The 18,122-nt window shown below is 39.7% G+C and carries 17 protein-coding genes; 2 read left to right on the forward strand and 15 right to left on the reverse strand.

Annotation, left to right across the window (positions count from 1 at the left end; genetic code table 11):
- Nucleotides 1-95: 95 nt before the first annotated feature.
- From ilvC to HMPREF3108_RS07630, 6 genes are all read right to left on the reverse strand, one after another.
- Complete coding sequence (gene ilvC / locus HMPREF3108_RS07605) at nt 96-1,118, reverse strand: ketol-acid reductoisomerase (protein ID WP_008808531.1); 1,023 nt, start codon at nt 1,116-1,118, stop codon at nt 96-98.
- Between the two features lie 90 nt (nt 1,119-1,208).
- On the reverse strand, nt 1,209-1,685 hold the full coding sequence (ilvN, locus tag HMPREF3108_RS07610) for an acetolactate synthase small subunit (RefSeq protein ID WP_045772926.1): 477 nt from the start codon (nt 1,683-1,685) through the stop codon (nt 1,209-1,211).
- Complete coding sequence (locus tag HMPREF3108_RS07615) at nt 1,678-3,393, reverse strand: acetolactate synthase large subunit (RefSeq protein ID WP_371106299.1); 1,716 nt, start codon at nt 3,391-3,393, stop codon at nt 1,678-1,680. Before HMPREF3108_RS07615 ends, ilvN begins: the two co-directional genes overlap by 8 nt.
- 467 nt (nt 3,394-3,860) lie before the next feature.
- Nucleotides 3,861-4,547, reverse strand: a complete 687-nt coding sequence (locus tag HMPREF3108_RS07620) for a Bax inhibitor-1/YccA family protein (protein ID WP_061583654.1) — start codon at nt 4,545-4,547, stop codon at nt 3,861-3,863.
- Between the two features lie 17 nt (nt 4,548-4,564).
- Complete coding sequence (locus HMPREF3108_RS07625) at nt 4,565-5,056, reverse strand: HD domain-containing protein (RefSeq protein WP_012000029.1); 492 nt, start codon at nt 5,054-5,056, stop codon at nt 4,565-4,567.
- Between the two features lie 44 nt (nt 5,057-5,100).
- Nucleotides 5,101-5,841, reverse strand: a complete 741-nt coding sequence (locus HMPREF3108_RS07630) for a TrmH family RNA methyltransferase (protein WP_070494148.1) — start codon at nt 5,839-5,841, stop codon at nt 5,101-5,103.
- Nucleotides 5,842-5,909: 68 nt separating this feature from the next.
- Between HMPREF3108_RS07630 and HMPREF3108_RS07635 the strand changes: the two genes are divergently transcribed.
- Both HMPREF3108_RS07635 and yidC read left to right on the forward strand, forming a co-directional pair.
- Complete coding sequence (locus HMPREF3108_RS07635; protein WP_008808525.1) at nt 5,910-6,188, forward strand: acylphosphatase; 279 nt, start codon at nt 5,910-5,912, stop codon at nt 6,186-6,188.
- Nucleotides 6,189-6,264: 76 nt separating this feature from the next.
- Complete coding sequence (yidC, locus tag HMPREF3108_RS07640) at nt 6,265-7,197, forward strand: membrane protein insertase YidC (RefSeq protein WP_061597307.1); 933 nt, start codon at nt 6,265-6,267, stop codon at nt 7,195-7,197.
- Between the two features lie 276 nt (nt 7,198-7,473).
- Here yidC and HMPREF3108_RS07645 read toward each other — a convergent pair whose 3' ends face one another.
- The 9 genes from HMPREF3108_RS07645 to der all read right to left on the reverse strand — a co-directional run bounded on the left by HMPREF3108_RS07645 (nt 7,474) and on the right by der (nt 18,086).
- Nucleotides 7,474-7,794 (reverse strand): hypothetical protein, encoded by a 321-nt coding sequence (locus HMPREF3108_RS07645; RefSeq protein WP_061597306.1) that lies wholly within the window; start codon nt 7,792-7,794, stop codon nt 7,474-7,476.
- Nucleotides 7,795-7,856: 62 nt separating this feature from the next.
- A complete protein-coding gene (gene greA, locus HMPREF3108_RS07650; RefSeq protein ID WP_008808523.1) occupies nt 7,857-8,339 on the reverse strand; it encodes a transcription elongation factor GreA in 483 nt (160 codons plus the stop codon).
- 97 nt (nt 8,340-8,436) lie between these two features.
- Nucleotides 8,437-10,080 carry an endolytic transglycosylase MltG gene (mltG, locus tag HMPREF3108_RS07655; protein ID WP_061597305.1) on the reverse strand — a complete coding sequence of 548 codons (1,644 nt, stop codon included), beginning with the start codon at nt 10,078-10,080 and terminating at the stop codon, nt 8,437-8,439.
- Nucleotides 10,081-10,143: 63 nt separating this feature from the next.
- Nucleotides 10,144-10,644: a GNAT family N-acetyltransferase gene (locus HMPREF3108_RS07660; RefSeq protein WP_061597304.1), complete on the reverse strand. Its 501-nt coding sequence runs from the start codon at nt 10,642-10,644 to the stop codon at nt 10,144-10,146.
- A gap of 3 nt (nt 10,645-10,647) precedes the next feature.
- A complete protein-coding gene (locus HMPREF3108_RS07665; protein WP_070494150.1) occupies nt 10,648-11,157 on the reverse strand; it encodes a GNAT family N-acetyltransferase in 510 nt (169 codons plus the stop codon).
- Nucleotides 11,158-11,169: 12 nt separating this feature from the next.
- The gene (murC, locus tag HMPREF3108_RS07670; RefSeq protein WP_045505826.1) at nt 11,170-12,501 is read right to left on the reverse strand and encodes a UDP-N-acetylmuramate--L-alanine ligase; all 1,332 of its coding nucleotides are present in this window, start codon (nt 12,499-12,501) and stop codon (nt 11,170-11,172) included.
- Between the two features lie 156 nt (nt 12,502-12,657).
- On the reverse strand, nt 12,658-13,308 hold the full coding sequence (locus tag HMPREF3108_RS07675; protein ID WP_048778407.1) for a divisome accessory protein ZapJ: 651 nt from the start codon (nt 13,306-13,308) through the stop codon (nt 12,658-12,660).
- 51 nt (nt 13,309-13,359) lie between these two features.
- Nucleotides 13,360-16,449: a pilus expression-regulating Snf2 family helicase gene (locus tag HMPREF3108_RS07680; protein WP_070494153.1), complete on the reverse strand. Its 3,090-nt coding sequence runs from the start codon at nt 16,447-16,449 to the stop codon at nt 13,360-13,362.
- 326 nt (nt 16,450-16,775) lie between these two features.
- On the reverse strand, nt 16,776-18,086 hold the full coding sequence (gene der, locus HMPREF3108_RS07685) for a ribosome biogenesis GTPase Der (RefSeq protein ID WP_070494155.1): 1,311 nt from the start codon (nt 18,084-18,086) through the stop codon (nt 16,776-16,778).
- Between the last annotated feature and the right edge of the window lie 36 nt (nt 18,087-18,122).

Here is an 18,122-nt window from a genome sequence, read left to right on the forward strand (position 1 = left end):
GGAATCTGGCATCATTAAATACAGCAAGTTTTCATTTGATAAGAAAGGAGGCAGGAAATTCATTTCTCTGCCCCATCTGTTTCTTTCTTTACCGATTAGTTGTAGATTTTAAATGCGTCGTCGTCATTTTTACCAACAAATGGCATTGCTTTACGCAATTCAGCACCTACTTTTTCGATTTCAAGGTTGGCTGCTTGTTCACGGTAAGCAGTGAGTTTTGGACGGCCAGCCTTGTAGTCATTTACAAAGTCATTTGCAAATTTACCATTTTGAATGTCTGCCAAAACAGCCTTCATGTTTTCTTTGACTTGCTCAGTAATTACACGTGGGCCTGATACGTAATCACCGTATTCAGCAGTATTTGAAATTGATTGGCGCATTTTTTTGAATCCACCCTCGTAGATCAAGTCAACGATCAATTTCATTTCATGAAGAACTTCAAAGTAAGCCAATTCAGGAGCGTAACCTGCTTCTGTCAATACTTCAAAACCTGCTTCGATAAGGGCAGTCAAACCACCACAAAGAACAGCTTGTTCACCAAAGAGATCTTCTTCAGTTTCTTCTTTGTAAGTTGTTTCAAGCAAACCAACACGAGCTGCACCAACACCTTTACACCAGTCCATAGCAATGTTTTTCGCATTTCCTGTTGCATCTTGGTAGACTGCATAAAGAGCTGGAACACCAAATCCTTCTTCAAAAGTACGACGAACCAAGTGACCAGGACCTTTAGGGGCACACATAAAGACATCTACATCAGCAGGAACTTTGATAAATTCAAAATGGATATTGAAACCATGGGCAAATCCAACTGCATTACCAGCTTCCAAGTTTGGAGCGATTTCTGCTTCGTAGAGTTCTTGTTGAATTTCATCTGGCGCCAAAATCATGATGACATCAGCCAACTTAGCTGCCTCTGCTACTGTGTAAGTATCAAAGCCATCTTCTTTAGCCTTATCGAATGACTTACCAGGGCGAACACCGATAATCACATCATGGCCTGTATCACGCAGGTTTTGGGCATGAGCATGACCTTGTGAACCATAGCCGATTACGGCAATTTTCTTACCGTCAAGCGCTGCTACTTTTACATCTTTTTCGTATTCCATTTGAACTGCCATAGTTTTTCTCTCTTTTCTATTTTTTATTGCCTTATAGGCTGGTTTAACAAATTTAAGCTGGATTTTTTACTCAATGAAAATCTAAGAGTATTAGTCGCGGGTAAATCCAGTTGCACCCGTACGAGCGATATTTTTGATCCCATATGGCCGAATCACTCGCAATAAAGCTTCACTCTTTTCAGCATTTCCTGTCATCTGAATGGTAATTGAGTTTGGAGCCACATCCACTACCGTTGCACGGAAAGGTTGGATAATGGCTAGGATCTCTGCACGCTTCTCAGCTGGAGCTGAAACCTTAACCAGAATCACTTCACGCTCTAAGTGAGGACGGTCTGTGATATCACGAACTCGAATCACATCAATTTGACGATTAAGCTGCTTGATAATCTGCTCTACTTCTGCCAATGAGGCCACATCAATGATGATGGTAATACGAGATACTTCAGGATTCTCCGTCGTTCCAACTGATATACTCTCAATATTAACCTGACGTCTGGAAAGAACACCAGTGAAGCGATTTAGAACACCCGAACGATTTTGGAGTTTAGCTGTCAACATTCTACGCATGGAACTTCACCCCCAACATCTCATGATTGCTCTTACCAGCTGGTACCATTGGCAAAACGTGCTCCTTACGAGAAATGTCCACCTCGATAAACATTGGTATATCTTCCTTCAGCACTTCCAAATCCTGAGCAATAGTCTCTGGATTGTCAAATTTATAAGATTTAACACCATAGGCCTGAGCCATGAGCTGGAAATCTGGCAAAGTATCAAAGACTGACTCAGAGGTACGACCATCATAGAAAGCTTCCTGCCACTGCCGCACCATTCCTAGTGAATGATTGTTTAGCATGATGACCTTAATCGGAACCTTATAGATATTGAGAATAGCCATCTCTTGGTTTGTCATCTGATAGCCACCATCACCAACAAAAAGGATAACTTCCTTTTCTGGGTTAGCAATCTTGGCACCAATAGCAGCAGGAACTCCAAATCCCATGGTTCCTAAACCACCAGAAGTAACCAATTGACGCTCGTTTTGATATGGATAATATTGAGCTGCCCACATTTGGTGTTGCCCTACGTCTGTTACAACAATGGCATCCCCATTTGTCAACTCTCCGATGCGTTCAATTACTGCTTGAGGTTGAACCACGCGCTCCTTCTTATCATAAGACCGAACACGATTTTTATCTTTCGTAACTTTTTCAATCCACTTTTCAGTATTATTATGAACTGTTGGTTCTGCTAGAAGCATCTGTAAAGCTTTTTTAGCATCGCCCACTACAGGAATATCTGCACTGATAATCTTACCAATCTCAGCAGGATCAATATCGATATGAGCAACCTTGGCATTCTTAGCAAAAGTCTTGGGATTTCCTGTCAAACGGTCATCAAAACGACAACCGATGCTAATCATAAAGTCCGCTTCAGTCATGGCAATGTTAGCCGCAAAGGAACCATGCATCCCCCCCATTCCAAGAAAAAGTGGGTGGCTTGTTGCAATAGTCCCTTGACCCAAAAGGCTGGTCACAACAGGGATTTGATAGCGTTCTGCAAATTCATTTAATTCTTTAGAAGCTTCTGCGTAACTGATACCTCCACCTGCCAACAAAACTGGTTTCTTGGCTTTAGATAGTTGTTTCAAGATTTTCTTGATCTGCATATCGTTGGGCACAAGCGTTGGTTGGTAACTTGGTAAATTCACCTCTGGAGAATAGATGAAGTCTGTTTCCAAGGCAGATACATCCTTAGGCAAGTCAATGACGACTGGACCAGGACGACCAGTTGTTGCAATATGGACAGCTTCAGTGATAATTCGTGGAATATCAGCCGTCTCACGTACCTGGTAATTGTATTTGGTAATTGGCATCGTAATACCAACAATATCCGCCTCCTGAAAGGCATCCTTCCCAATTCCTGCCCGAGCAACTTGTCCTGTAAAGACTAAAAGAGGAACGCTATCGCTCATAGCATCAGCGATCCCTGTAATAGCATTTGTTGCTCCAGGCCCACTAGTGACAATAGCGACACCCAACTTCCCAGTTGATTTGGCATAACCTTCAGCTTCATGCAAGCAACCTTGCTCATGGCGACCTAGAATATGGCGAATACCTTTAAAATTATAAATCGCATCATACAAAGGCAAGACTGCACCACCAGGATAACCAAAAACTGTGTCTATACCAAGTTCTAACAAGGTTTCTAAAACAAGTTCAGAACCATTTTTTGGTTCTTTTAATTTGATTTGCTTCACATGTTCCTCCCTCATAGATAAATTCCGAATTGTCAAAAAATTCTAACTTCTGCTACCAATAATAACATTTTTCCCCAATAAATCAAGAAAAAAGTAGCTATTCTTTTTATTTTTTAATAAAGCACAGAAGCAAGTCTCACATCCTAAAAGTCTTTATAGATATATCTCTCAAGCTCTTAGTCCTATCTTGACATCACTTTTTTCAAAAACGTATACTTTATGTTACCATTTTTCATCATAATGTCAAGGAATTTTCAGAAAATTTAGTATTTTGGGACAGATTATTTTTTCACAAACTTTGATTAGCCCTAGCTAAGAAAATCTAAAACTTCTAGACTCCTTCTCCTACACACAAAAAAGAGTCAGGACTAAAAGCTAGTCCTAACTCCGTTATTTATATAGCAATGAGAAAGATTTCTTCTCATACAGTATGGAATTCTCTACTGGCAATATCAAGCAAGGAGAAATCCATTGTTCATTAATTAGTCGTTTCGACCAAATAAACGAAGAAGGCTGAGGAAGAGGTTGATAAAATCAAGATAAAGACTCAAAGCAAGGGATACTGCCCAGCCATTTTCAACCTGACCATTTGACCGTTCGTACACGTAACGAATTTTTTGATTATCCCATGCAATCAAACCTGAGAAGATGATAACACCTGCGATACTAATCAGGAAGTCAAAACTTCCATTTCTTAAGAAGATATTCACAACACTAGCAATAATCAAACCAAACAAGGCAGCTCTCAATGCTCGTCCCATTCCAGAAAGATCTTTCTTAGTCACCTTTCCGATAAAGGCCATCGCAAAGAACATAGCTGATGCCGTTACAAATGCAGATAAGACAGATGATTGAGTATAAAGTGCAAGAACCACACTTAAGGTAAAGCCATTTAATGCAGAATAAACTAGAAAGAGTGGTAAAGCTGCAGGGCTATTTTTAACTGCCATACCAGAAGCCGCAAAGACTAAAATAAGTTCAGCAGCAATAGCCACATAGAATATCCAAGTAGAGCCCATCAATACAGAAACAATAACTGACTGAAACATACTCAACATCAGTGCCGACACTATCGCTGAAATTCCAAGTCCGACTCCAACAAGAGAATAAATCTTTGCATAAAAAGTATTGATGCCACTTGCATCTTGAATGATTGTACGATTGTTCATAACATCTCGTCTCCTTTTTAATTCTTTAACATCTTACGATGAAATAACTTTCGATTACGAATCTTTTGTCTCCACGGAGAGGTTGCTTCTTTAATTGCCCAGTATTTATCAACAAGAGTTACAATATAAGCTTCCTTATAGCGTGGTGGCGCAATTGTTAAGCCCCACATATGCTTAATGATAATATCTTCTTCGACTTTGTTCAATTTGGTTAGCTTCCGAGCATTCCGAACCGCCAAACGGGGATGAACCCAAGCATGGCTTTTCTTAAATTTAGTCACCCGCCAATCATAATAGAACAAATCATGAAGAAGAGCACCTCTAGCTGTACTGCGCTTATTCCAGCCCAATTTTTTCGCAATCTTATAACTAGTATAACTTACATTGATAGAATGTTCAAGCCGATTGGAATGCAAATGATGTGGAATACCCTTCAAGCGCTGGACGCTGGGCTTCTCAATCAAATGTCCCACGTAGGCCATAAACTCATCATCATTTTGATAAGGCATAGAATCACCTCCATTTGCCTTTATTATAACCTAATTCCTAAATTTTAGCTTAAATAAAAGATTAAAATTCCAGCTGCTACCGCCACATTTAAACTTTCAGCCTTCCCCTTCATAGGGATATGGACCAACTGATCGGCTACAGCTTCTATCATAGAACTAATCCCCTGTCCTTCATTGCCCATCACTAAGATAAAGTTTTGGCTCCCTTTTAATTTTTGGTAATCGATTGAATCATCAGAAAGGGTAGAAGCAAAAATAGGAAGATCTGATTTTTTTGCCAAGTCAATCAAGTCAGTTGTTGCTAGACGATAGATTGGAAGATGAAAATGACTCCCCTGCATGGACCGTAAGGTCTTCAGATTGTACAAATCAGCCGAATGTTCAGAGATAAAAATCCCATCAAAACCTGCTGCATCTGCTGTCCGAATAATCGTCCCTAGATTCCCCGGATCCTGAACATCTTCTAGAAAAAGATATTTGCCTGACAGTTTCTCTGGCAAGACTTCTTGCTGAAGCCTAACCTCAGCCACGATTCCTTGAGGAGTCTTGCTATCAGCCAAATCCCTCAGCAAGTCAGGGCTCAACCAATATACCTGTTTACACCCAGACAGGCGATCCGCATATTCTGGCAAAGCAAAAATAGAGATAATTTCAGCCCCACTCGAAAGAGCCTCTTCAAACAAATGCCAACCTTCTATCAAATAGGAATCTGTTCTGTATTTCTTTTGATGGAGTTTTTTAGCTTTTTTTACCACATTATTAGCTTTAGAGGTTATAATATTCATAAGAATAGTATAGCATAAATTTTAAGAATAAAACTCATGCTCAAGTCGGATATAAAAAGGAGGCTGACATGCAAAAAGTTAAAATGATTGCTCAAGGACGGGTCCAAGGAGTTGGTTTTCGCTGGGGAGTCTATTCCCTTGCTTTAGAAATCGGTGGCATTACAGGGCGTGTATGGAATAATGAGGATGGGACTGTCAGTATTCTTGCCCAGGCAGACAGCCCCGCTTCTATGGCTAAGTTTATTCAAGAAATCCGAAAAGGTCCCACACCATTTTCTAAGGTAAGTTATCTGGATGTAACAATGGCCAATTTTGATTCTTTCTCAGATTTCAAAATTTCAAATTAGGTCTAGGGAACTATTGTATATTTAAGAAAAAAACAGTAGAATAGAAAGGTATCATTTTAAAAAGGAATATAGAATCGTGAAAACATTTAAACGTTTATTATTTTCAGGAATGGGCTTAACCCTTCTTCTGATTCTCTCTGGTTGTGTCCAGACCAATAAACAAGGTCAACCAACAGGTCAAGGCTTTGTTTATCAATTCTTGGTTGCTCCTATGAGTCAAGTCATCAAATACTTTGCCAGTGATTTAGGCTTGGGCTTTGGTCTTGCTATCATTTTGGTGACAGTTATCGTCCGCTTGATCATTTTGCCACTTGGACTTTATCAATCTTGGAATGCAACCTATCAGTCCGAAAAGAGAAATTATTTGAGTCCAATTTTTACTCCTATCAATGAACGCATGAAAAATGCGGAAACTCAGGAAGAGAAATTAGCAGCCCAACAAGCTTTAATGGCCGCTCAAAAAGAAAATGGACTCAGCATGTTAGGCGGTGTTGGATGTTTACCTCTCTTAATCCAAATGCCTTTCTTCTCAGCACTCTTTTATGCAGCTCGCTACACTAAGGGAATTGCGGAAAGTTCATTCTTAGGAATCAATCTTGGTCAACAAAGTATGATTCTTATAGTTGTCGTCGGAGTTCTTTACTATGTTCAATCACTTCTATCACTCGTTGGACTAGATGAAGAACAAAAAGAACAAATGAAGAAAATGATCTATGTGAGCCCACTCATGATTGTCGTCTTCTCTCTTACCGCTCCAGCTGGTGTTACCCTTTACTGGGTAGTCGGTGGTTTTGTTCAAATCTTGCAACAGTTCATCATCAACTTCTTTATCCGCCCTTATATGAAGAAACGAGTAGCAGAGGAGTACGAAAAGAACCCACCTAAAACCATGTCAGCCAATGCTTATTTGAAAGACGTTACACCAAAAGCAAACCAGGCTATTGATAACCGTCCTAACAATAACAAAAAGAAAAAGAATCGTAACGCTGGCAAACAACGTTCAAGATAAAGAAAAACCTTTCCGTTAGTAGCGGAAAGGTTTTTTTCTTTACACAAGCCGCTGACTGGATGGCATTGTCTATAGATACCCCAAAATGGTAAGTAATTTCCTTTTTTTAAGCGAGAGATTTCTTAAGAAAATTGTTGGTTCTACTAGCGACCACCAGGAATTGGCCAAAACCAAAAAAGAAGTGAAGGCTAACGTATTTTTACCCTAATACTTGAAAATATGATACCTAGATTTCTTCCAATAGCATAAAGCCCCTTTACAACAAGCTCCTTCTCTTTATTGATTGTATTTGATTAAGACAAGCAGACCGGAAGCAAGTACCGTTAATAGACTAAGGGCATTTAACTTTAAGGGATTAATCTTATAAAAGAAGGATAACAGCAAAAGAACTCCATTACTGAGGATTAGTAAACGATAAAATTCTCCCTGTATTTGTTGCCACTTTTTTAGTGAAGAAAAAGCAATAGGAAAACGCAGTCCTATCGCTGCATTTCGACTTGGAAAGTATCTATTGAGGATCCATAAAATAAGTGAGAACAAGAAGATAAGCTTGACTAGCATCAGTATCCCTTTCGTTAAAGCATTTTCTAAGAACATTATACTCTTTTTGCATGAAAGTTCAAGACGAAAAAAACGAGCTTCTGCCCGTTTTTTTAAAGTTATTTAGTTTTTTCAACCTTAAGGATTTTAACATCATAACTTCCAACTGGCGTTTCAACAGTTGCGATGTCCCCTTTTTTCTTACCAATCAAAGCTTGGCCAATAGGACTTTCATTTGAAACCTTACCGGCAAAGGCATCTGCACCAGCTGAACCTACAATGATATAAACCTCTTTTTCAGTTTCACCGACTTCTTGAATCGTTACAGTCTTACCGATTCCTACTTCATCTTTAGCAACTGCATCACTATCTACAATTTCTGCATAGCGAATTTTAGTTTCCAAGCTTGAAATTTGACCTTCTACAAAGGCTTGTTCATCTTTAGCTGCTTCGTACTCACTGTTTTCAGACAAATCTCCATATGAGCGAGCAATTTTTATTCTCTCTACTACCTCAGGTCGACGGACCAATTTCAATTCTTCTAGTTCTTTTTCTAGTTTTTCCTTTTCCGCAAGGGTCATTGGATATGTTTTTTCTGCCATTTTTATTTTTATCTCGTTTCTATAAAATCTTTAAAATAAAATTGAGGGTGGACACAACAAACTAATAAGCCTTAGAGTTCTGTCCCACTCCCAATTTTTAATTTGAACTGCTTGATTGTGTTAATTTGCTATTGACATGCTCTTCAACATTTTTTGCATGCTCTTCATAGGTTGTTGCAAAGTAGACTGTTCCAGTCTCAGTATTGGCAACAAAGTAAAGGTAATCTGTCTTGTTTGGATTAACAGTTGCTTCAATCGCTGAAAGACTTGGACTATCTACAGGACCTGGCATCAAACCTGGATTTTTATAAACATTAAATGCTGAATCAATATTAGTATCGATTGCTGCATCTTCTGCTAAGGTTGTTTTTTTGCCAAGTTTGCCTTCCGCATAAAGAATCGCAATATTACTTTGAAGTGGCATCCCTTGGTTCAATCGGTTATAGAAGACACTTGCAATATTCTTGCGGTCTTCATCCGTTGAGCCTTCTTTTTCAACCAAGGAAGCCAGTGTCAGAACATCATTCACTGTTAGATTTTTACTTTCTAACACTTCGTAATAGGTGCTCAACTTGCTATCCATAGTTGCCAGCATTTGATCAATCAGAGTTTCTGCTGTTGTGTCACTCGTGTAATTATAGGTTGCTGGGAAGAGATAACCTTCCAAACGGTATTTGACTCCACTATCCTTGGCCGGAAGTCCGCTCAATAATTTAGGATATTTGGCCACCATTTTGCTAATAAAGCTTTCATCCTGCACTTTGGATAGAAAATCCTTCGCACTAATGGATACCTTTTTATTACCACTTTTCTCAACCGCTTCAGCTATTTGATTCAAAGTATATCCTTCTGGGACAACTAACTTGCCAAGAGTTGGTGGCTGAGGAGTATCAGTCCCACCTTTTTGCAAAGCTTTCGCAATGGTGTCTAGGTCCATACTCTTTTGAAGATTATAGTAGCCAGATTGGAAGTTAGCATAGCTCTTAAACTTACTGTAGTAATTGAAGACTTGACCGCTCTTAATCAGTCCTTTCTTCTCCAAAATCGACCCAATTTCCTTAGCACTTGATCCGGCAGGAATCTCAAGAGTTACATATTCAGTATCATTAGCATTGACTGGCTTTAAGGCGGAATCAATATAGCTGTACACAAAGGCACCTGTTACTGCCAAAGTAACCAATAAGAGGGCAATAATCGTCCATACAATTTTTTTCGCTACATTGTTTTGACGTTTTTTCTTATTAGCTTGTCTTTCTTTTGCAGATCGAGACAAGGTTTCTTTAGAAGCTAAATCATCTCTTCTATATGTTGCAGTCTTCGCCAAGGGCTCTTCTTTTGACACATTTGGCTCTTTAGATTGGTTTTTATAGGAAACCTTTACTGGAACTTTAACGGATTCAGGCTCATCAAAAAAACTATCTGATTTTTGCGAAGCCGTTGTCTCAGCTTGACTTTCATTTGCTGAATCAGCTGATAGAGAATCTTTTCCTAGAACCTCAGCTAGGGAAGAATCACCCTGTTGCAGTAGTTCAGAAAGGGAAGGATCCTCTTTGGTTTTTTCTTCCGCTAATGCTTTATCTACTTGTTCAGATAGAGAAGGACCTTCTTCATTGGAAGATGCTTCATTTTTTTGAGAGTTAGCAAACTCTTTTAAAATCTGCTCTTTAAAGCTCAACTTTTTTTCGTTATCTTGTGAATTTTCAGTCAAAAATTTGACCTCCTTCTTCATAATCCTTAACATTATATCTTAAAACTTTGATAAATGCAATAAGATTAGGCTTTCTTTCATAATATATTAAATTAATTAGTCCTTAGAAGGAACTTCCCAGACCATATCATACCAAACTTCATCCGCATAAGTTGACTTAGACAGTCCATGATCCCTAAAGCCATGCCTTTCATAATAGGCTGTTAAATAATCATGACAGGTCAGATTGATACCATCACGTCCATTTGAAATGGCGATTTCTTTCATTGCTTCCAGAAGCCTACGACCAACACCCATACTCTGAGCTTCTTTGGAAACCGAAAGACTGGTTATTGAAATATAACCCCCTGCTTGATGGCTGAAATCTTCAATCTCCTTTGTAAAGGAGATATCCAAGAGGTAGCGTTCCGGTCTCACTGGACCTTCAATAAAGCCTAAAATTTGTCCATCTTTCTCAGCAATAAGGAAAGTTTCGGGTAAGAGTTCGATGTGCCTAGCCAACAATTCCTGACTCATAGCCTCTTCAGGACTAAAATTTTCACATTCAATCTTGTAAATGGCAGGTAAATCGGTTAAATCGGCAAGTCTTATCTTCATGATTTACTCCTTAAAATAGTGATTCTCCCAAATCATCTCAATGTGTGGTTCATCTCCATAAGTAGTCTCAAAAATTCCTGAGTCAGAAAAACCATTCATGACAAAATAGGAAAGCAAATGATCCTTACAAGCTAGATAGATTCCTTGGTTTTGAAGATCAACTACTACTTCCTTCATAGCCGCAAGCAAGAGAGTACCAACTCCCTGACCCTTAAAATCTGGATTAATCGAAAGTCTCAGAAGAAATATGAAGTTAGATTTGTCTAAATTTCTCATTCCCTTTACTAGGCAATCTGCTGACTGGTGATGTGAAGAAACCGCTGACCCAATGATGTAGCCAGCGATTTCTCCATTCAAATCAGCGATTAAAAAAGAATTTGGAATCTTTTCAATTTGTTCTTTTAGTTTCTCAGGGCTAGTAGCTTCTTCTCCCAAGAAATTGGCTTGCTCAATCCGAACTATTTCCTCCAAATCAAGCAACTTGACTTGTCGAATTCGCATTGGTGATTCCATAACGACTCCTTCTTATTGAACATTGCTAGTCAAATTAGACAAGAGACGTTCAAATGAATATTCATAGGTCTGGATATCTCCAGCTCCCATAAAGACATAGACAGCATTGTCATGGTCTAAAAGTGGAGATACATTATCTACACTTACAACTTGAACACGTTTAACAATTTTTTCAGCTAGGTCTTCGACTTTGACATCTCCATGATCCACCTCACGAGCTGAACCGTAGATTTGAGCTAAATAAACGGCATCCGCCTGATTCAAGGCATCAGCAAATTCATCCAAAAGGGCAATAGTGCGAGTGAAGGTGTGCGGTTGGAAGATTGCCACGATTTCCTTGCTTGGATATTTCTGACGAGCTGCATCTAAAGTCGCAATAATTTCAGTTGGGTGATGAGCAAAATCATCAATAATGACAGTACCGTTAACAACCTTTTCAGTGAAGCGACGTTTTACACCAGCAAATGTTTTCAGGTGTTCTCTGACCAAGTTCAAGTCAAAACCTGATACATACAAGAGTCCAATAACAGCTGTCGCATTCATAATATTATGACGTCCAAAAGTCGGAATATGGAATTCACCTAACTCTTGACCACGGTAAGAAACTTTAAAAGTAGAACCTGTTGTTGAACGTAGCAAATCATGGGCAACAAAATCGTTTTCCTTTTCAAAGCCATAATAATAGATCGGTGCTTCTGACGTGATACGACGTAATTGCTCGTCCTCTCCATAAATGAAAAGCCCTTTGGTAATTTGCTTGGCGTAATCATTAAAAGCGTTAAAGACATCTTCTAGACTAGTAAAGTAGTCAGGATGGTCAAAGTCAATATTCGTAATAATAGAGTATTCTGGATGATAAGGCATGAAGTGGCGCTCGTACTCATCAGACTCAAAAACAAAGTACTTAGCACCTGCTGAACCGCGACCTGTTCCATCTCCGATCAAATAACTCGTATCGGTAATGTTGGATAAGACATGAGAGAGAATTCCTGTTGTAGAAGTCTTTCCATGGGCTCCGGCCACTCCAAAACTGACAAAATCACGCATAAAGCTACCCAAAAATTCGTGGTAACGTTTATAGCTAATTCCGTGTTCATTTGCATAGGCAATCTCTACATTATTATCTGGCCGAAAGGCATTTCCAGCAATGATTTCATAATCAGCCTGAATGTTCTTTGCATCAAAAGGCAGAATTTTTATCCCTGCCTGCTCAAGTCCTCTTTGAGTGAAATAGTATTTGTCCACATCACTCCCCTGAACCTTGTGGCCCATTTGGTGCAACATCAAAGCCAAGGCACTCATACCTGAGCCCTTAATTCCGATAAAATGATAGATTTTTGTCATGAGTATGATTCTTTCCTTTCCTGTTGAGGGAGTCCTCCCCCAAACTCCGAATAATTCGAATGCCACTTAAAAGCAAAACGAAGAAACTAGAAAGCAGATGCTCTAGTTAAAAATTTAGCTAACAATCTTCTAGATAGATATTAAGGTCTATTGCTACTAAGCTTGATCAAAGCGTGTCAAATTCAATTCAGCCGCAACTTTATTTTCTTTTTTATCGCGCAACTCTTTTTTATTGTAGACTTGGCTTGTCTTCAAAAAATCATAGTTGTTTTTCTTTTCAGTCTTTGGCGCTTCGACTTGGACAACTGGCTCTGCAGATAAATCAGCTACAATATAGTCTTCTTGCTTCAAGTGCTGACCATATTTTGCAAATTCACCTGGGTTTTCTTTTTGGAAAAAGGCAGTTGGCTGAGTTTTTGTCGCCGTAGACTTCCGCGCAGAAAAGCCAATTTTGCTACGATGTTTTTTTGAAACGGCATCACTGGTCAAGTAGGAAGCAGAGCGTTTCTTTTTCAAATCAGCTCTAGCCTCTTCTCTTGCCACCTCGGCATAACTTTTTTCTTGAACTTTAGGCGAGATGGATTGATTCACCTTGTCGGCAATTACTTGTTTTCGTTTTTCTGACTGTGAAGATGGAATAGGCTGAGCTACCGCTTTACTCGACGAAGAAGAATCAGCAAAAGTCTTCTCCTGATAGTCACCTTTGATATTACTAATAAAGTCAAATTCATCATAGAGATCCATATGAGGAACTTCTGAAAAAATTGCTTCGTTGTCAGAGATTAGAGGAAACTTGGTCTTTGTCATGCTTTTTTCCTTTCAACACTTCATTATAAACTATTCTGGTCGATTTGAAAACTATTCTATTGAAATTCCTAGGATTTCTCGGATATCTGCTAGCGTCAGACTTGAACGTGATTCCGTTCCATCCAAAATAGTAGAAATTAAATTTTTCTTACTTTCCTGCAACTCTTGAATTTTTTCTTCAATAGTTCCACGAGTAATCAGGCGGTAAACTTCCACATTTCTCTCCTGTCCCATTCGATGCGCTCGCCCAATAGCTTGGGCTTCAACAGCTGGATTCCACCAAAGATCGACCAGAATAACGGTATCAGCACCTGTCAGATTGAGACCTACACCACCAGCTTTCAAGGAAATTAGAAATGCTTCCTTTTGACCATCATTAAAAGCGGTTGTCATTTCTTGACGATCCTTAGCCGGAGTAGAACCGGTTATTTTAAATGATTCCATTTCAAGACTTTGTAGTTCCTGCTCAATCAGATCTAACATACCTCTAAATTGAGAAAAAATCAATACTCGATGATTGCTAGAGTGAATTTGTTCTAAAAGCTCTCTCAAACTATCTAGTTTTCCGCTATCCCCCTGATACTCATCTAAAAAGAGAGCAGGGGTGTCGCAGATTTGACGCAGGCGCATGAGACCAGATAGGATCTCTATCTTATCTCGGTTCAGTTCTTCATCCGTTGCAGAGCGCATGCGTTCCTGCATTTGCTGCAGTTGTGCCAGGTAAATCGCCTTTTGGCTATCCTGTAAGTCGTTTCGATAAACGACTTCTGTCAGATCCGGCAATTCTTGAAGAACATCTTCTTTCTTACGGCGCATGATAAAGGGTTGAACATAACGTGCCACTAGATCTGCTGGCATTTTTAAAAATTCCTTTTTAGTAGGTAATAAACCAGGGAGAACAATTTGAAAAATAGACCACAATTCACCCATATGGTTTTCAATTGGCGTCCCAGATAAGGCAAAAGTATTTTTTACTTCAAAATTTCGTAAATGCTGAGCAATCTTCGTTCGATCATTCTTCATGACCTGTGCTTCGTCTAAAATCAGATAATCAAAAGTCAGACGGCCATATTCTTCTACATCCTGACGAAAAGAGGCATAACTGGTAATCATCACCTGATGTTTTTCAGCTATTAGATTATCCCGAAGAGGCTTGGGCCCATAGACAACTGCTATATCCAAATGTGGAGCAAACTTGCCAAATTCATCCTGCCAGTTGTAAACCAGGCTTGACGGTGCCAAGATCAAAGCATTTTTAGACTCTCTTAATACTGCCGTCAAAAAAGCAATAGTTTGCAAGGTTTTCCCAAGCCCCATATCATCAGCTAGTATCCCTCCAAAGCCATAATGATTAAGCATGCTGAGCCATTTCACTCCCAGCTCTTGATAATCTCTCAATTCAGCTTCAACCTGTAGGGATGGTAGTTGAAATTCTTCTGGGTGTCTCAGATCATAAGCTAACTGCCGAAATCCCTCTGAGAAAGAAACATTTTCTTGATCCTCTAGGATATCTGTCAGCTGAAGGGCAGCCAAACGGTTAGTCCTTATCAGACCCCCCTTTAACTTTTTGGCCCTTAACTTTTGCAGGGTTTGACTAACTCTCTTAGTCTCTTCGTCAAAAACCAATACCTTGCCCGATTGACTGACAAAATAATCACGAGATTCAAATAGAGCAGATAAGGCATCATCCACTTCCGCTGGGTCAATATTGGCAAAATCAAAACCAATTTCCAACAGGCTTCCTTTTGTTTCAATAGCGATCTTCGGTTTTTCTACCTGATAAAGAGCTAATAAACTAGGGCTAATCTTTACTCTTCCTAAGGAGCGGAACTTTTCCATGGTATGAGTAAAGAAAGTATAGACATCCTGAGGCAGTAAAGCAGGTCTACGACTTTCAAATTCTGCTTCAAATCCTGCCTGTAGTAAAGTTTGAAACACCTTTTGTTCCATTCTGAAATCGCTGGCAAAAGGAAGGCTATCTAGTTCTTCTTGGCTAGCTACAGTTAGAGATTCGTAGGCAAAGACAAGCTTAGCTTCAATCTCACCTGAAGCCAGCAGGTCAAAAGAAAAACGAGGCTGAAACTCATGAATCATGAGTTCTTTAGGTGCTGATAAACTACCCATTTTCTTGAATTCTAACAGACTAGTAGCCAACTTACCTTGATCGGAACTATCAAATTGCAGACGTTTTCTCCTATCTGAATCCAAAGGCAAATCTCTCAGGGCAGCCAGTATACGTTGCTGCTGATGGTTGAGTTGAAAGAAGGTATCTCCATAAAATAGGAATTCACCATTGTATAAAAGTTTATAGTACTGCTCAGAAATCACAAGCTCTAAGTAATCAGCAGACTCCTCTAGTTCAAAGGAGAAAATGCCCGCATCTTCATGCAAATCTTGGAAAAAGACCTGCTGGAAATCAAAAACGCTATATGCCAAATGGAAACTGTTTAACTCCATCAAGCGTGTCACTCCCTCTTCGAGCAAAGAAGCAGGAAAGGCTATATGTCGGCCAGCATTTTGAAAAATCAAAGAATCATCCTTAGTCGTCAAGAATCCCCGTAAGAACATTAATAGGTCTTGACTAGGTCTGTCAAATTCCTCAAAACGAAGGGGTTCAAAGTAGCTTTTACCAATCTGGTAAGGAGCTTCTTTTTGGATAGTTTGTAAAAAAGCGCGAATATCCCTTACCACATAAGATTTCTCATCTGGTAAACGACTGAGACGCAAAGTCCACAAAAATTCTCCTGTATAAGCATCTTCTTGTCCAACTGCTGATAATTGGTACTTAGGATTTTCTTGATCCCTGGGTAAAATCTTATCTAAAAAGAGACTCCCAAATGAAACCTTTCCTTGTGTCTCTTGCTGACTCGTTTCCTCCAACTCCAACTTAGCCAATACTTCCTTTCCTTCTGCATCATTTTTTAGGAAATACTCTAGTCCAGCTAAATGGGCGCAATATTGTTTTTTCTGGAAAAATTCACAAGAACAGAACACAGCATCATCAGCCAAACTGTATCTCAAATTATAGTCTGAAACTCGACTATAGATAATACGATTTTTGACTTCACTAATGCTGATTTGACCTTTTTCATAAAAGCTTATTCCCTCGGTTCGAATTTTCCCTGGAATTAATTTCGCCATACTTACCACCTTATGTTTATCTCTCCATTATACCATAGTTTTCAGGCAAAGAAAAAAGTAAGCCTTTTTGCTTACTTCTTTTGTTCTAAACAGTTTAATAATCAAACCGATTCTTGATTCTTATTTTTGCTTATTTGATGGCCAAAGCCTTGATAAATAGTTGCGAGATCCAAAGACTCTATTCAAAATACTATTCCTTGAGTACTGTCCTAGCTTGATCAGCAAAATCTATCTTTGATACTCAGGCACCCCCCAAAAAATGTAAGGGTCAAAATTAATGTTCTACTAAGAAAGCCATGAACCATAAAACTAGAGGAGCTCTGCCCCTATTTTCTCTTCCTTGCAATCAAGTGAATCGGAGTTCCTTCAAAGACAAAGGCCTTGCGGATTTGATTTTCCAAGAAACGTAGGTAAGAGAAGTGCATGAGCTCCTCTTCATTGACAAAGATGACAAAGGTTGGCGGTTTGGTTGCTACTTGGGTCGCATAGAAAATCTTGAGACGTTTGCCCTTGTCAGTCGGTGTCGGATTAATCGCGATGGCATCCATGATAACATCATTGAGCACCGCTGATGGAATACGGGTATTCTGACTCTGACTGATTTGCTTAATCATGTCCGGCAGCTTATGGAGACGCTGCTTGGTCAGAGCAGAGACAAAGATAATCGGCGCATAAGACAGATACTGGAACTGGTCTCGGATATCTGCTTCCCAGTCTTTCATGGTATGATTGTCTTTTTCAAGCGTATCCCACTTATTGACAACGATGATTATTCCTTTTCCTGCTTCATGGGCAAAGCCAGCGATTCGCTTGTCATACTCACGAATTCCTTCTTCGGCATTAAGCACCATCAAAACGACATCTGAGCGATCAATGGCCCGCATAGCCCGCATGACAGAGTATTTCTCTGTGTTTTCATAGACCTTTCCAGACTTGCGCATACCAGCTGTGTCAATCATGGTAAATTCCTGACCTTCACTGTCCGTAAAGACCGTATCAATAGCGTCACGCGTAGTACCGGCAACAGGACTGGCAATAACACGCTCCTCGCCCAAGATGGCATTGATCAAGCTAGACTTTCCGACATTAGGACGACCAATCAGACTAAACTTAATCATATCAGGATTTTCTGCCACTTCTTCATTTGGAAGATTTTCAACGATGGCGTCAAGAACATCTCCAGTACCAATCCCGTGGACTGAAGAAACCGGGAATGGATCGCCCAAGCCCAGCGCATAGAAATCAAAAATCTCATTGCGCATTTCGGGGTTATCCACCTTGTTGACCGCTAAAACAATCGGCTTATGGGTCTTGTAAAGCATGCGAGCCACATACTCGTCTGCATCTGTAATACCTTCCTTGCCAGATACGACAAAAACGATGACATCTGCTTCGTCCATGGCGATCTCAGCCTGGTGTTTGATTTGTTCCATAAAAGGCGCGTCAACATCGTCTATTCCGCCCGTATCAATAATACTAAACTTACGATTAAGCCAGTCTGCTGTCGCATAGATTCGGTCGCGGGTCACCCCTTCGACATCTTCCACAATGGAAATCCGCTCACCGGCAATCCGATTGAAAAGCGTTGACTTGCCGACATTGGGACGGCCGACAATGGCAATAGTTGGTAAGGCCATGTTTTTCCTCTTTCATTCTTTAGGACAGAGCCAAAC

Source organism: Streptococcus sp. HMSC10A01, assembly GCF_001807785.1.
In the GTDB taxonomy this organism is placed as follows: Bacteria; Bacillota; Bacilli; order Lactobacillales; family Streptococcaceae; genus Streptococcus; species Streptococcus gordonii.